10 protein-coding genes are annotated in these 13,080 nt (G+C 62.7%); 7 read left to right on the forward strand and 3 right to left on the reverse strand.

All coding sequences use genetic code 11. The features are described 5' to 3' along the window. Positions 1-3 precede the first annotated feature (3 nt). From NCT03_RS25265 to NCT03_RS25275, 3 genes are all read left to right on the forward strand, one after another. Positions 4-1,305, forward strand: a complete 1,302-nt coding sequence (locus NCT03_RS25265; protein ID WP_250494356.1) for an MFS transporter — start codon at positions 4-6, stop codon at positions 1,303-1,305. A gap of 15 nt (positions 1,306-1,320) precedes the next feature. Then, on the forward strand, positions 1,321-2,049 hold the full coding sequence (locus tag NCT03_RS25270) for an SDR family NAD(P)-dependent oxidoreductase (RefSeq protein WP_250494357.1): 729 nt from the start codon (positions 1,321-1,323) through the stop codon (positions 2,047-2,049). A 68-nt stretch (positions 2,050-2,117) separates the two neighbouring features. Continuing rightward, positions 2,118-2,927 carry an IclR family transcriptional regulator gene (locus tag NCT03_RS25275; protein WP_244829911.1) on the forward strand — a complete coding sequence of 270 codons (810 nt, stop codon included), beginning with the start codon at positions 2,118-2,120 and terminating at the stop codon, positions 2,925-2,927. 11 nt (positions 2,928-2,938) lie between these two features. Here the strand turns inward: NCT03_RS25275 and NCT03_RS25280 are convergent, their stop codons facing one another. Then, positions 2,939-7,966 carry an autotransporter outer membrane beta-barrel domain-containing protein gene (locus tag NCT03_RS25280; RefSeq protein ID WP_250494358.1) on the reverse strand — a complete coding sequence of 1,676 codons (5,028 nt, stop codon included), beginning with the start codon at positions 7,964-7,966 and terminating at the stop codon, positions 2,939-2,941. A 417-nt stretch (positions 7,967-8,383) separates the two neighbouring features. After that, positions 8,384-9,721, reverse strand: coding sequence for an AarF/UbiB family protein (locus NCT03_RS25285; RefSeq protein ID WP_250494359.1), 1,338 nt, complete (start codon positions 9,719-9,721; stop codon positions 8,384-8,386). 502 nt (positions 9,722-10,223) lie between these two features. On the opposite strand from NCT03_RS25285, the gene NCT03_RS25290 reads away from it, so the two are divergent. The 3 genes from NCT03_RS25290 to NCT03_RS25300 all read left to right on the forward strand — a co-directional run bounded on the left by NCT03_RS25290 (position 10,224) and on the right by NCT03_RS25300 (position 12,157). Continuing rightward, positions 10,224-10,616 carry a hypothetical protein gene (locus NCT03_RS25290; RefSeq protein WP_250494360.1) on the forward strand — a complete coding sequence of 131 codons (393 nt, stop codon included), beginning with the start codon at positions 10,224-10,226 and terminating at the stop codon, positions 10,614-10,616. A gap of 541 nt (positions 10,617-11,157) precedes the next feature. Further along, on the forward strand, positions 11,158-11,568 hold the full coding sequence (locus NCT03_RS25295; RefSeq protein WP_244829907.1) for a hypothetical protein: 411 nt from the start codon (positions 11,158-11,160) through the stop codon (positions 11,566-11,568). 178 nt (positions 11,569-11,746) lie between these two features. Then, positions 11,747-12,157, forward strand: coding sequence for a hypothetical protein (locus tag NCT03_RS25300; RefSeq protein WP_244829906.1), 411 nt, complete (start codon positions 11,747-11,749; stop codon positions 12,155-12,157). Between the two features lie 6 nt (positions 12,158-12,163). Here NCT03_RS25300 and NCT03_RS25305 read toward each other — a convergent pair whose 3' ends face one another. After that, on the reverse strand, positions 12,164-12,601 hold the full coding sequence (locus NCT03_RS25305) for a response regulator (RefSeq protein ID WP_250494361.1): 438 nt from the start codon (positions 12,599-12,601) through the stop codon (positions 12,164-12,166). A 228-nt stretch (positions 12,602-12,829) separates the two neighbouring features. Here NCT03_RS25305 and NCT03_RS25310 point away from each other — a divergent pair, with 228 nt between their 5' ends. Continuing rightward, positions 12,830-13,072 carry a hypothetical protein gene (locus NCT03_RS25310; RefSeq protein ID WP_250494362.1) on the forward strand — a complete coding sequence of 81 codons (243 nt, stop codon included), beginning with the start codon at positions 12,830-12,832 and terminating at the stop codon, positions 13,070-13,072. Positions 13,073-13,080 lie beyond the last annotated feature (8 nt).

Below are 13,080 nucleotides of genomic sequence, written 5' to 3' on the forward strand. Positions count from 1 at the left end.
AACATGCAGAGTAAATCGCCGCGCCTGAAGCGCATACAGTGGGTCGCGCTCACGTTCCTGACGCTTGCCGGGATCGTGAACTATCTCGACCGCAGCACGCTTTCCATCGCGAATCATTCGGTCACACAGGAGCTGGGCCTGTCCGCTTCGCAGATGGGCTTGCTGCTCTCAGCATTCTCGTTCGCGTACGCGTTTTCGCAGTTGCCCATCGGGGTGATGCTCGATCGCTTCGGCGCGCGCATCATGCTCGGGCTCGGCATGTTCGTGTGGTCGGTGGCGCAGTTGTTCGGCGGCCTCGTCACGACGCTGCATCAGTTTCTCGCGGCCCGCATCGCGCTCGGCATCGGCGAGGCGCCTCAATTTCCGGCGGGCGCCAAGGTCGTCAGCGAATGGTTCGCGCAGCGCGAACGCGGCAAGCCGACCGGCATCTTCGTGACGTCGTCGACCATTGGCCCGGCGCTCGCTCCGCCCATTCTCACCGTGCTGCTGCTCAACTTCGGCTGGCGCAACATGTTCGTCATCATGGGCGTACTCGGCATCATGGTGTCGGTGGGCTGGTATGTGGTGTATCGGAACCGCAAGGACATCACGCTCGATGCGCAGGAAGTCGCGCATCTGACCGAAGGCGAACCCGCACAGCGCGCCGAACGCAATATGACCTTCGCGGAATGGCGCGGTCTCTTCGGCAAGGCGACGACCTGGGGCATGATCTTCGGCTTCATGGGCGTGATCTACATGGTGTGGCTGTATCTCACGTGGCTGCCGGCGTATCTCGAACACGAGCGCCATCTGACGATTGCGAAGACCGGCTGGGTCGTGACCATCCCCTATCTTGCCGGCACGCTCGGCATGCTGTCGTCGGGCTTTATCGCCGATGGTCTGATGGCGCGCGGCGTTGCGCCCATTCGCAGCCGCAAGTGGCCGATCTGCTCGGGTCTCATCGGCGGCGCGCTCTTCACGGTGCCGGCCGCGTTCACACCGAATCTCACGCTCGCCATCGTGTATTTGTCGGCGGCAATGTTCTTCGTCAACATGGCGAGCGGCGCGGCGTGGGCGCTCGTCTCGGTCGCGGCTCCGCGTCATATGGTGGCCTCGCTCGGGAGCATCCAGAACTTCGGCGGTTACTTCGGCGGCTCGTTCGCGCCGTTCATCACCGGGCTCGTGGTCGACAAGACGCATTCGTTCGTCAACGCGTTCCTGATCAGCGCGGGCGTGGCGTTCGCCGCCGCGCTCGTGTACATGTTCGTCGTGCGCTCGCCGATTCAGGATTCCGAGGCGCAAGCCACCGCCGTTCCCGTCGTCTGATCATTCAAGCTACTCATGACCTTTCAACCTGATCTGTACAAAGGCAAGACCGTCGTCGTGACGGGCGGCACGCAAGGTATCGGCGCGGGCATCGCGCAGGAATTCGCGACGCTCGGCGCGCGCGTCATCGCGGCGGGTATCGCGCCGACGGCAGCGCAGAAGGACGCGCTCGGCGCGGGAATCGAAGTCGCCGCGCTCGATGTCGCCGATGCCGCCAGCACCGCCGATCTTTTCGCGCGTCTCGATTCGCTCGACGTGCTCGTCAACTGCGCGGGCATGATCAAGCGTGGCGACGAGCACGACATCGAAACCTTCGAGCGCGTGATCGCCGTGAATCTCAACGGCACCATGCGGATGTGCTCGGCGGCGCGACCGTTACTCGCGAAAAGCCGGGGATCGATCGTCAACACGGCGTCGATGCTGACGTTCTTCGGCGGCGGTCTCGTGCCCGCGTACAGCGCGAGCAAGGGCGGCGTCGCGCAGTTGACGAAGTCGCTCGCGATTGCTTACGCGGCAGAAGGCATTCGCGTGAACGCGGTCGCGCCCGGCTGGATTGCCACGCCGCTTACGCAGGCGCTGCAGGAGGACGACGGCCGCTCGCAAGCCATTCTCGAGCGCACGCCCATGAAGCGCTGGGGCTTGCCGGAGGATGTCGCGCGCGTGGTGGCGTTTCTGGCGTCGCCGGCGGCGTCGTTCATGACGGGAACGGTCGTGCCGGTTGATGGCGGCTATCTGATCGCCTGACGCGCCAATCGACGGATCACGCGGCGTGCCGATATACTCGGCGCGCCGTCGCACTCAGGTTTCCAAAAATGTCCGCAGCCTCCGACTCCTCTTCCTCCTCCTTCGACGCGGCGAAAGCCAACGGCACCGCCGCGTTCTCGAAGTTCATGGTGGTGCTGCAACTCATCGCCGATGCCGACGAACCGCCAACCGTCGCCAGCCTCACGGCGGGATCGGGTTATCCGCGTCCGACGGTGTATCGCATCGTCGGCGCGCTGATTGCCGAAGGGCTCGCGGTCGAGAGCGCACGTGGTGGAAGTTATGCGCTCGGCCCGCGTCTGATGTCGCTTGCGAGCCGAAGCTGGGAGCGCTCCGATCTGCGCATCGCCGCCACCGACGCGTTGCAGGCTCTGCGCGACAGTACGCAGGAAACCGTGCATCTCGCCGTGCGCAGCGGCGCGGAGATGGTGTATATCGAAAAGCTCGAAAGTCCTCATGCGGTGCGCATGGCTTCACGCATCGGCACGCGCGTCACGCTCTATTCGAGTTCGGTGGGCAAGGCGTATCTGTCGACGCTCGGTCGTGCCGAGCGCGATGCGTTGTTGCAAGGCATGGCGTTCGAGCGCTTTACGTCGAATACGATCACCGAGCGTCGCGCGCTCGATGCGGAGCTCGATGCCTGCCACGCGCGCGGCTATGCGGAAGACCGCGAGGAAAACGAAGCGCAGATTTTTTGTTACGGCAGCGCGATCGTCGGGGCGAACGGCACGACGCTCGGCTGCGTAAGCGTGAGCATTCCGCTGTTCAGAAAGAGCGCGACGCCTGTCGAAACTTATATCGAACCGCTCAAGGCCGCGTGCCGCGCGATCGGGGAGCGCATGAGTCCGGGTACGCGCTGACGCGCGCGTGCTCACCAGATGTACCGCGCGCCCAGCAAACCTTGATAGCTGCGATAACCGCCGTCGCCTTGCTGGTAGCCGAGGTTGCCCCACAGACGCCAGTTCCGCGCGAGTTGCGCCTGCGCGCCGACCTTTACTTCGAGGCGATTTCTCGGGCCGTCCTGCGACACCACGATCTGATTGAAGGCGATGGAATTGCCGCTCGTGTCGTGCCACCAGTTGACTTCCAGATACGGCAGCCAGCCCGGCGCCGCGGCCGATCCCGGCGCGTGAAGAACGCGCATGCCCACGCGCGTCGTCAGTGCATTGATATTGCCGCCATGGACGATCGTGCCGCCAGACTCCACGTGATCGTCGGCGGCATAGTTCGAATAGATGACTTGCGCTTGCGGTTCGATCAGCACCGGGCCGCTCGACGTCTGACCTACCGCGAACGCCCATCCGCCTTCGACCGATCCGCCCCACGTATGGCTCGCGTAGCTCTCGCCATTCAGTTGCGCGCCCTTGACCGTGTTGTCGAAGTGCGCATATTGCAGCCATGTATCCACGTAAGGTCCGACAGGCGAAAGCGCATTCGCGCGCCAGGTCGCGTAGACGCCGGCGCTCGCGCCGTTCACATTGCCTCGCGCGGTGGCGGGATTGTTACGCGCGGTGGCATCGGTCGTCGACGAACCATAACCCGCCATGATGCCCGCCTGCCAATGCTGCGCGTTCGACACGCGATGCAGCAAGTCGATGCCCGCCTGAAAGAGCGCGGTGTCGGTGGATTCGGCAAGCCGCCCGCCGGCCGCGTTGCCGTCGGTGTGCGCGGCGCGAGTGCGCACCCAGGCCGTCGATTCGTTGCCGCTCATGCCGTCCACGGCGAAGGGATCGGGGAAGCCCGCGCGGTCGTGCAAGGTCATGACGAACATGTCGCGCGCCGCTGCCTGATTGCCAAGATAGCCGCCCGGTTCGGGTCGTGGCGCGGGTGTCGGTGTAGGCGACGGTCCGTCCGTCAAGGTTCGCAAATACCAGTTGCCATCGACGGGTGTGCTCGCGCCGCCTTTGTACAGGTTGTATTCGTATGGACCCGCGACGACGCGGCCATCGAGCGTGAACTGGCCGTTCGACTGACCATCCACCTGAACGATGCGGATTCCGTTGCTCGTTATCGCCCCCGCGCCGCCTGCGTTCCGCACTTTCACGGCGGTCTGACCGGCACTGTCGCCATGCACGATAAGGCGATCTGTCGCGGAATCGTCGCTGCCCAGCGCCGTGCTCAACGTCAGCAATCCATTGTTGCCGATGTAGTTGCCCGCGACCGTCAACGTACTCGTGGGCGTCGGGCTGCTCATGCGGATTTCGCCGTTGTTCGTCAACGTGCCGCCGATACTGAACGCGCCAGCCGCGGCATTCGCGAAACCGGGCGCGGCATCCGCGACCGCGAGCAATCCGTTGTTCACCACCGCGCCGCCCACGCCGCCATAACCGCCGAATGTCGCGCCCTGCGCCACCGATACTTGCGGCGTGTTCGGCAATTGCGCGTTGTCGGTCAGGATGAGCGCGCCCGAGTTCACTTGAGTGGTCCCGCTGTATGTCTGGCTGCCCGGCAGCAATAGCGCGCCAGAACCTTGCTGCGTCAACGCGCCGGTTCCGCTGATCGAGTGGCCATAGACGTAGCGATCGCTGCGATTGAACACCAGCGCGCCGTTGTTGACGATATCGCCCGCGACGCTGCCCGACGCGCCGCCCGTGCCGAGCTGCAGCACGCCTGCGTCAATGGTGGTCGACGCCGTGTAAGTGTGGTCCGCGCTCAGAATCAACCGGCCGGCGCCGGTTTTCGTAAAGCCGCCCGAGCCGCTGATGACACCGTCGAACACGGTGTTCGTACTGTAATTTGCCGTGAACGTTGCCGTGCCGAGCGAGACGTTGCCCGCGCCTGCGAGGCTCGTGACCTGCTGATTGAAACCGTTCAAATCGAATGTCGTGCCCGGCGACAACATCACGCGCGAACTCGGCGCGATGACATTCTCCGCTCCGGCTTGCAGCGTCCCGCCTTCGATCAGCGTCGCGCCGGTGTACGTGTTCGCCTTTGACAATTGCAACGTGCCCGCGCCTGCCTTGGTGAGCGTCTTGCCGTCCCAGCCCGTCGTCTGATTGGCCGTCTCATTGGCAAGAACGACGTCCATGTCGAACGAATCGCCGGGTTGCACGAGCGTGAAGACGCCGTTCGCCGTCGCGGGCGTCGTCCCGTGCGCGGCATACCACGTGAGCCCGACGCCCACGTTGTAGGTCTGGGCAGTATAAGCGGACGAGAGCGTCAGGAAATCGACGGAACTGGCCGTGCCGCCGATGCGCGTCGATGCGAACGTTCCACTAAGCCCGCCGGGCGTGGTCGCGTGGATTTCCGTGAATGCGCCCGCTGCCAGTTGCGCGGCGCTCGTCGCGGGCGCTGCCGTGTAACCCGCGAGGTTGAAGATCGCGCCAGGACCGATCGATGCCGTGCTGGCCGAGATCACCGGTTCGGCAACCCCCGCGATGCTGGACAGTGTGCCGGTCATGGTGAAGGCGCGGCCGACTTCGAGCTGGCTGCGGCTCGACAGCGCGGTGGTCGCGCCGGACGCGGTCGTCCAGTCGGCCGCAGTCGTGAACGCGCCAGTTTGCAAAAGCCGTAATGTGCCGGCTTCGACGCTGACCGCGCCTTGCGTCGAACCAGAGGCGGCGAGATTCGCCGCGCCGACGCCCGTCTTCAAGAGCGCGCCTGAGCCGCTCAGTGTGTTGAGCATCAGGGCGTCGTTGGCGAAATCCAGTTGCAGGATGGCGTTATTCGTCACCGCGCCTGCGCCGAGCGCGGTCCCGGTTGCCGCGATCAGCTTGCCCGTAGCGATGGTCGTGCCGCCGCTATACGTGCTCGCGCCACTTAGGCTCAGGGTCGCCGGGCCGGTTTTTACCACGCTTCCGCTACCGCCGATCGTGCCGCTGAAAGCGGTATCGGCGAGATTGACGGCGGTGAGTGCCGCACCGCCGAGCGCGACTGCGCCCGCGCCGCTCAACTGGTTGATTTGCTGCGCGAAGCCGTTCATGTCGAGCGTGGCGCCGCTCGCGATGTTGACATTGCTGCTGGTCGCGAGCGAGTCCGTCACATCGGTTCTCAGCGTGCCGCCGTCGATCAGCGTGTCGCCGGTGTGGATTAGCGGCGCCGATACGATCAACAGGCCCGGACCTGTCTTCGTCAAGGTGCGGCCGTCCCAGCCGCTCGCGAAGACACCGACCCGGTCAGCCAGCGGCACGTCGAGGTTGAAGGTACTCGCGGCATCGGCGAGAGTGAAGGTGCCGTTGGCGATAGCGGCCGGTGCGCGCCACGTCAGGCCGAAGCCAACGTTATAGTTCAGGCCATCGGGGCTTTTCGCGCCGGTGAGCGTCAGGTAATCGGCGGGGCCTTGCGTGCCCGAGAAGCCGACGCTGGCGAAATCGCCCGAGATCCCGCCTGTCGTCCGAATGATGTTGAATTGCGTGCTCGTAAGCGCGCTGGCCGTATTGGGCGCGTCGGCTCCGAAACCGCTCACGGTCAGCGCGCCCCTGAGTGTCGCCGTGCTGGCCGTGATGATCGGCTGCACCTTTCCTATGCCCACGTTCAGCGCCGAGCCTACTTCCTGCGTGAAGTTCGTGGCGATTTGCAGACTCGACTTGTCCGAGATGCTTGTCGTCCCACCGACGCGCGTGGTGTATACGCCGGCGTTGAAGGCACCCGGATGGTCGAAGCCGAGCGTGCCTGCTTCGACAACCACCGTGCCTTGGCTAGAGCCGGCTTTCGTCAGGTGAGTGGCGCCACTGCCAGCCTGAATGAGTGTGCCGTTGCCGACGATCTGCCCCGCGAATGTCGCCACCGTATTGCGATTGAAGCGCAGCATGCCGTTGTTCACGACGTCGCCGTCGAGCGAGCCGCCCGCGCCGCCAGTACCGATCGTGAGGCTGCCGCTGTTCTGCACCGTGCTTGCCCCGCCGTGCTGCGTGAGCGTGCCGCCGAGCGTCAGATCGCCGATCACGTTGAGCGCGTCCGGCGTCGTGCCACCTATCGCGATGTTGCCGGTCAGCGTCCAGACGCTCTTCACGCCGGAGGTGAGCTGGCTCAATCCCGGCCCGCGGCCCGTCGCGATGTTCCCGGACTGCACGGCCGAGCCGGTCAACGCGAGCGTGTTTCCCAATCCTTCGATGTCGAGGATATTGTCATTCGCGCCTTGCAGCGACGACCCCGTTCCCAGCGTCACGCGATTGTTCGAACCGACGAGAAGAATCGCCGCCGATCCCGCACTCGCGATTTTGCCGTTATTGACGAGTGTGCTGTCCTGTTGAAGTTGAACACCTGCGCCAACGGTGCTCTGGATGCTTCCGGTCGAGCTGTTCACGACCGACATCGGAAGCGTTCCGGTGTTGACCACGCCAGCCTGATAACCGGTCATCGATCCATCGTTGTTGATGACGACCGAGCCTGTCTCGACGAATATTCCGTCGCCATAGGTCGCATCGCCCACGCCGGAAGCAATCGATGCCTTCGCGTGATTGTTGATGATCACCGTTCCGGTCGAGCCGATATAGACGCCATTGGGCGTTTGCTTGATGGGCCCGGCGACCGCGCCATTGATCGTGCCGAAGTTGTCGAACGTCCCACCCGACGCCTCGATATACGCGACGCCGTGACTGGTTCGTGCGCTTATGTCGCCACGGTTGATCAGATCGTTGGAATTTCCGCCGCCGTCGAAGAGCACGCCGAACGTATTGCCGAGCAGCGCGCCGCCCGCGTTATTGGTGAGCGTGGCGGGCACATAGAATTTGATCGCGGCCGCCTGGTTGTCGACCGCACTGACGATGACTCCCGCGTTGTTGAACGTGACAGGCGCGATGGCCGTGACATCGATTGCGTTCTCGGACTGCGTTGTGATAGTCGTGCCCGGAGGAACCACATAAGAGCTGTCATCCGATAAGACAGCGCCCGTCGTGCTCGACGCAACCTGTCCCGCTTGGGAGGGCGTCGCGAACCCAATCAGGGCGGCGGCCGCCAATGGACGCAGTCTCGTGTTGAACGATGCGCAATGACGTGTTCGAGCGCGACGTGTTTTCATGCGAATCGGCCTCGCCCCGGTGCGTCGTGTTCATGCCGGCGTTTGTACAAGTAATACTTCGGCTTATCGTTACGAATCTCCGGTGCTTTACCGGGGTGTAAGCGACCCGTGTCATTCTAGGACACAGTTCCCGATAAAATTCTCGTTACCTAGGATCACTTATGAAATTAGCTTCGCTTATTTTGTTAATGATCGCAGACGTCTTACCGTTCGATGTCATGTTTGCCATGCATACTCGGAACGCCTGTAGATCGAATCACTCCGACCGTTTCGATGAAAAGCGACACCGTGCCGAGGCGCGCGAGCCTGCGCATGACCGTCAGCGTGGCCCGCGCATCGCCACGCGGATTGCTTCGCTCACCGCTGCTCCGCACCCGCCCGCTGCGCGATAAGCCGGGGCAAACGCGGCAGCATATGCGGCCAATGAGTGGCTTCGTGCGCGAGCCGCGTCGCGAGACTATGGCAGCCGAACTGATCGCGCGCCAGCCGAGCGATGACCTTGCGCGCGATCTTCCACACGTCGATGTCGGGCGCAACGTCATGCGCCATGTGCTCGACCGCTTCCATCGTGCGCGACAGCAGCATCGCCCGCGACGCGATGCGCCCGTGCGCCGCGCTGTACATGTGCTCGACGGGCGCCTTGCCGATGGCATCGAATAAATGTGCCACGCCCACACCATGCCGCGTGTGCTTCGTGGAGAAACGTTCCGCCTCGCGCCGATACGTGGCCTCGACACGTACTTCGTGATGGATGGAGTGCGTGTCCGGCCGTCCGTGCTCCAGATGCACGCGCGCAGCCGCCTTGTGATCGCCCTGCAATAGCGCATCCGACACGCCGACGATGAACTCGCGTTCGTGCGCGGCGAAAAACATCGTCGGATTGTCGGCTTCGAGGACGATCTGGCCGAACGTGTCGGTGTCGATGCTCACCCGTGCGCCGGCGGCATCGAGTCCGGCGTGATAGAGGCCCGCGCCGAGCGCCATTTCGAAGAACGCTTCGATGAGGGTCGCAATGAGATCGGCCTGATCCAGTCCGTGACGCGCGAGCGCTTGCGCGTCCGAAAGAGAAATGGTCGCGATGGAACGCGTGGTCAGAACGGCGTCGTTGCAAAAGTCCCAGAGCACTTCCGGCACGGCGAGCCGGTTATCGTCACGCAACCGGTAGCGCAAAAAGCTCTGGTCGGCGGCGCGCTGGCGTAGGTCGATCATTGCGTCGACGGTTTCGGTGACGCGACGCACCCATTCGGACGGATGCATGTCGCGCGCCTTGGCCGAACGGCGTTCCGCAAAACGCGCGGCGGCGAGCGCGAGATCGAGATCATCCGCGAGTTCCTGGCGTGCATCCGGACGCAGGAGCGTTACGCGCACCGCCATTTCGCCGATGCGCGCCGCATGCGTCTGCTCCGCGATGCCCGAGCGCAGCGGCGCGGCGCTCACCTGCGTCAGCGCAACGCCTTGCGCGCGCAAAGCGGCGGCGGACACATCGCGGAACTGCGTGGCATCGTACGGCGTGAAAAGCCCGTCCATTTCGGTCAGCGCAACGCGCACCGCCGTTTCCGCCAGCGCGGGATGACGTGCGAGCGCGCCGGACGTCGCGTTCAGGACGCGCGGCAACTGCCGCAGCACGGGCAAGCTCGACGCGAGCGGCGCGGCACGCGCTCCATGTAGCGCGAAGAAGCGGGCGACGCGCTGCATCGAGGCACCATCCTCGCTATGGTGACTTTCCCGTATGAATGCACGGCCTAGGCGCCAAAGGGTGGCGAGTCGTCGCATGGCAGAGTCGGGCTCGCTGAGTAAGGTTTAAGTTCGCAAACGTGCAATAGACATGCCTCGGTGCAGGCTTTTGAAACGCGTTTTGTCTTCCATGTGTAACACGTTTCAGCCAGCCGTGCGTGTGCTTGGCTTTGTTGCTAGTCGCCTCGAAAGTCGATGGCCAGCTTCTTACCGTCCCGTTTTTCATGTGCTAATTTTATTTAGTACGAGGGATTCGCGAATCTCGTCGAACGCGTCGAACGCGTCGAAGCGACGACGACATCATGAGCAGTCCGTTGGTCGAAGCCGGATCGCGCATGTTTCACCCGCTCTTTCGACAATTCGCTCCGTTGCATCGAGCGATTCGGATACTCGGATGTGTCTCATTAGATTCTTAAGCCCGATCGAGTTTAATGACACTCATCCCAAGCAAACAAGGTCAGCGATGAAAGCCCCTCAAGTCACGGTAGATGCGCAAGGCAACACGATTGTTTCCCATTCGACACCTATCAGCGAGCACTGCAAGAGCCGCGTGCGTTTGCTTGCATCGCTGGTCGAGATGATTGCCGCGCCCGGTGCCTACGAGCAATTCGCAATGTTTTCGGACGTCATGCAGCGCGATCTTCTGCATCTCATGCACTCGCTTGCGGAAGAACAAATGCCGCTCGTCGAGGCGCTCGAAAAACACACGGCGCAGGTTTATTACGAGAAGGGCGTAAATGCGGCGCTCGAGCATCGCAGTCGTCAGCAACAAGCGGAAATCGCTGAACCGCCGCCGGTCGAATCAGCGGACTACCCGCACATTTCAATGCCGGCTTTCGAAGAAGTTCGGCATTAATAAGGCAGTGTTGTCCTGTTGCAAATGGAAGGATGGATCGTTGAAGCAGTTGAGGTGGCATCGGATGCAAACCGGTACTAGCATTTTGAAGCACCGGTCGCATCCGCAGTACGCGGTAGTCGAGTAGTGTCGGAAGTAAAGCAGCAGCAGTACGAGAAGTGAGCAGTAACTGTAGCAACGCAGTACCAGTAGCATCTGAAGCACCCGCAGTATCCGCCGTACGAGAAAGTGAAGCAGTATCAGAAGCAAAGCAGCACCCGTAGCAAAACGCAGTACGAGAAAGTCAGCAGTACCCGAGCCCCTGCCCTAAGCCAGCAGGGGCTTTTTTCATTTTCGCGTCCGTTTTCAGCGCACCGTTACTTTGTATTATTTTGTCGGCACATGCTGCACATAAATTTCGATACGGTATCGTAATCCCTGCTAGCAACACGTTAGCAATATAAAGAACGACGAAGCCGCGTACTTCATCGAAAAATCATGCTGAGAGGCACTTTTGAGCGCCAGCAATATCATTCCCATCCGCACAAAAGACAGAGGCGCCATGCAGAACCAGGCCGAACAACCAGTCGAGCAAGCCATGTATATCCTCGGGCAGATCGGTGCCGTAATCTGTCACGACCATGGGCCGCGTCCCAACACATCCATCCTCACCAAGATGGCCTCGCGTCCCGCCGAAGGTCTGTGGTTCGCGGTCGCGCGCATGGACGAATTGTGTCCGCCGCAACGCGGTTCGAGACGCACGCTGCTTCGCTGGAAGCATGAGGAAATCGGACGTCTGAGCCGTCTGTTACCGCATCCGCTACCGGCGGATGCCTGCGCCAAAACCCAGATGCCCTTCTGGGCCGGCTATTGTCAGTACTGGGAAGACGTGCTCAAGCAGCATGTGCAGCGCGACATCGACAGACTGAGCATCGAACTCAATGGATTGCAGCGCAAGAGCGCGAACCTGTGAGTCGCCGCGAGCCTCGACAGCGTCAGGTTGCGGCCCAGGGGCAACTCGGGCACACTCGCGCGCTCGCCCGCGGCAGTCGATCACCCTTGAGGAATGCTTCCTTGCCGTGCTCGAACGGCATGCCGCGTCGCACTGCATCGGCGTGCTCAGCCCGAGTTTCAAGGTAAAGGAACAAACGATGGATGAAGTAAAGGTCACGGTCGACAATGACGGGCATCCCGTCATCGGCCATTCGGAATCGATAGAACAGCGCTGCAACCATATCGCGCAGGCCATTGCCGCGCTCGCCGATAGCGTCGCGGCCGCCGACAGTTCCACACAGCGGTCGCTCATGGCGCTTTTGCGCACGCTCACGCACGAGCAACTCGCGCTGACCGCCGCGCTCGGCGACCACGCAGGCGAGTTCTCATCCGACGAAGCGTATCGCAGGACGTACCGCCGTGCCTTCAGAAAAGGGTATAGCGCGGGATTGCAGCGGACCCTGCCGGCGCGTCAGACCGAGACCGTGGAACGGCCGATCAAATCTTCGGGCATTGCAACGAAGCGCCTGCGGCAGGACGCTCTGCGCAACACGGTTCTTGAGCATTGAAGAGGCTCATGCCTGGCGCATCGAATAATACTCATGCAGCACGGCGATCAGCCGGTCGAGTTCGGTCGGCTTGACGAAGTATCCATTGAAGCCCTTCAGCCGCGCGCGCGTTTGATCTTCCCGGCTCGTGCGGCTCGTGTGCGCAATCAGCAGCATGGCGGGATCGGCGGCGCGGATGACTTCGGCGACTTCCCAGCCATCGCCGAGCGGCATCATCAGATCGAGCAGCACCACGCCAGGACGCCACTTGCGCACGGCCGTTACGGCGTCGAGCCCGGTATGGGCGGCGCGCACGGTCAAATCGGCGTCCTCGAGCGCGAGACAAATGGCGCGTGTCGCGTTCATGTCGTCGTCGGCAATCAGCACGCGTGGTTCGCCGCTGTCGGCCGAGCGTTCGGGCATCTGCCAAACGGCTTCATCGGTGAGACGGTCAAGTCGTTGCATGTCGTTGCCCTCAGGGAAGCAAGGACGAAAGCAACCCGCGTTCCCTGTTTGGAGCAATTGGCTGTCCTCAGGCAGCATATGGCTCACGGCGATTACACTCGGGGATTACCCGATGCCCATGACACGCGCCGTCAGGCGACACGTCGAGCGTTTTTTGCACCGCCGTGACGCCTTCGCTCCCGACATTGGCGCGTCGATGACGTCGCCGCACAACCCGAGGTTCACACGATGTTCGTCGTCTACTGGCTGAGCGGCACATTGAACGAGGCAACGCCCCAGGCCGAACACCGAAGGTTCGATCCCACCGCGCTCGCGGATGCGCTGCACTACGCCGAAGCACTTCGCCGCCGTCAGGCGCAAGGCGAGGACATCGCGTTCGTTACTTTGTGCAGCGAGAATCCTCAGTCCGTTGGCAAAGCCGGAGCCGCCGATCCACCCGCCGATTACGCATGGAAGAAACGTCGACGCTAAGCCTTGCG

The sequence above is a fragment of the Caballeronia sp. GAWG1-1 genome, from assembly GCF_023631465.1.
In the GTDB taxonomy this organism is placed as follows: domain Bacteria; phylum Pseudomonadota; class Gammaproteobacteria; order Burkholderiales; family Burkholderiaceae; genus Caballeronia.

What these genes read in the sequence shown, in the direction of transcription:
- NCT03_RS25285 (WP_250494359.1), bottom strand. Translation starts at nt 9,721, where the DNA reads ATGCAGCGCGTCGCCCGCTTCTTCGCGCTACATGGAGCGCGTGCCGCG.
- NCT03_RS25270 (WP_250494357.1), top strand. Translation starts at nt 1,321, where the DNA reads ATGACCTTTCAACCTGATCTGTACAAAGGCAAGACCGTCGTCGTGACG.
- NCT03_RS25275 (WP_244829911.1), top strand. Translation starts at nt 2,118, where the DNA reads ATGTCCGCAGCCTCCGACTCCTCTTCCTCCTCCTTCGACGCGGCGAAA.
- NCT03_RS25300 (WP_244829906.1), top strand. Translation starts at nt 11,747, where the DNA reads ATGGATGAAGTAAAGGTCACGGTCGACAATGACGGGCATCCCGTCATC.
- NCT03_RS25290 (WP_250494360.1), top strand. Translation starts at nt 10,224, where the DNA reads ATGAAAGCCCCTCAAGTCACGGTAGATGCGCAAGGCAACACGATTGTT.
- NCT03_RS25295 (WP_244829907.1), top strand. Translation starts at nt 11,158, where the DNA reads ATGCAGAACCAGGCCGAACAACCAGTCGAGCAAGCCATGTATATCCTC.
- NCT03_RS25265 (WP_250494356.1), top strand. Translation starts at nt 4, where the DNA reads ATGCAGAGTAAATCGCCGCGCCTGAAGCGCATACAGTGGGTCGCGCTC.
- NCT03_RS25310 (WP_250494362.1), top strand. Translation starts at nt 12,830, where the DNA reads ATGTTCGTCGTCTACTGGCTGAGCGGCACATTGAACGAGGCAACGCCC.
- NCT03_RS25305 (WP_250494361.1), bottom strand. Translation starts at nt 12,601, where the DNA reads ATGCAACGACTTGACCGTCTCACCGATGAAGCCGTTTGGCAGATGCCC.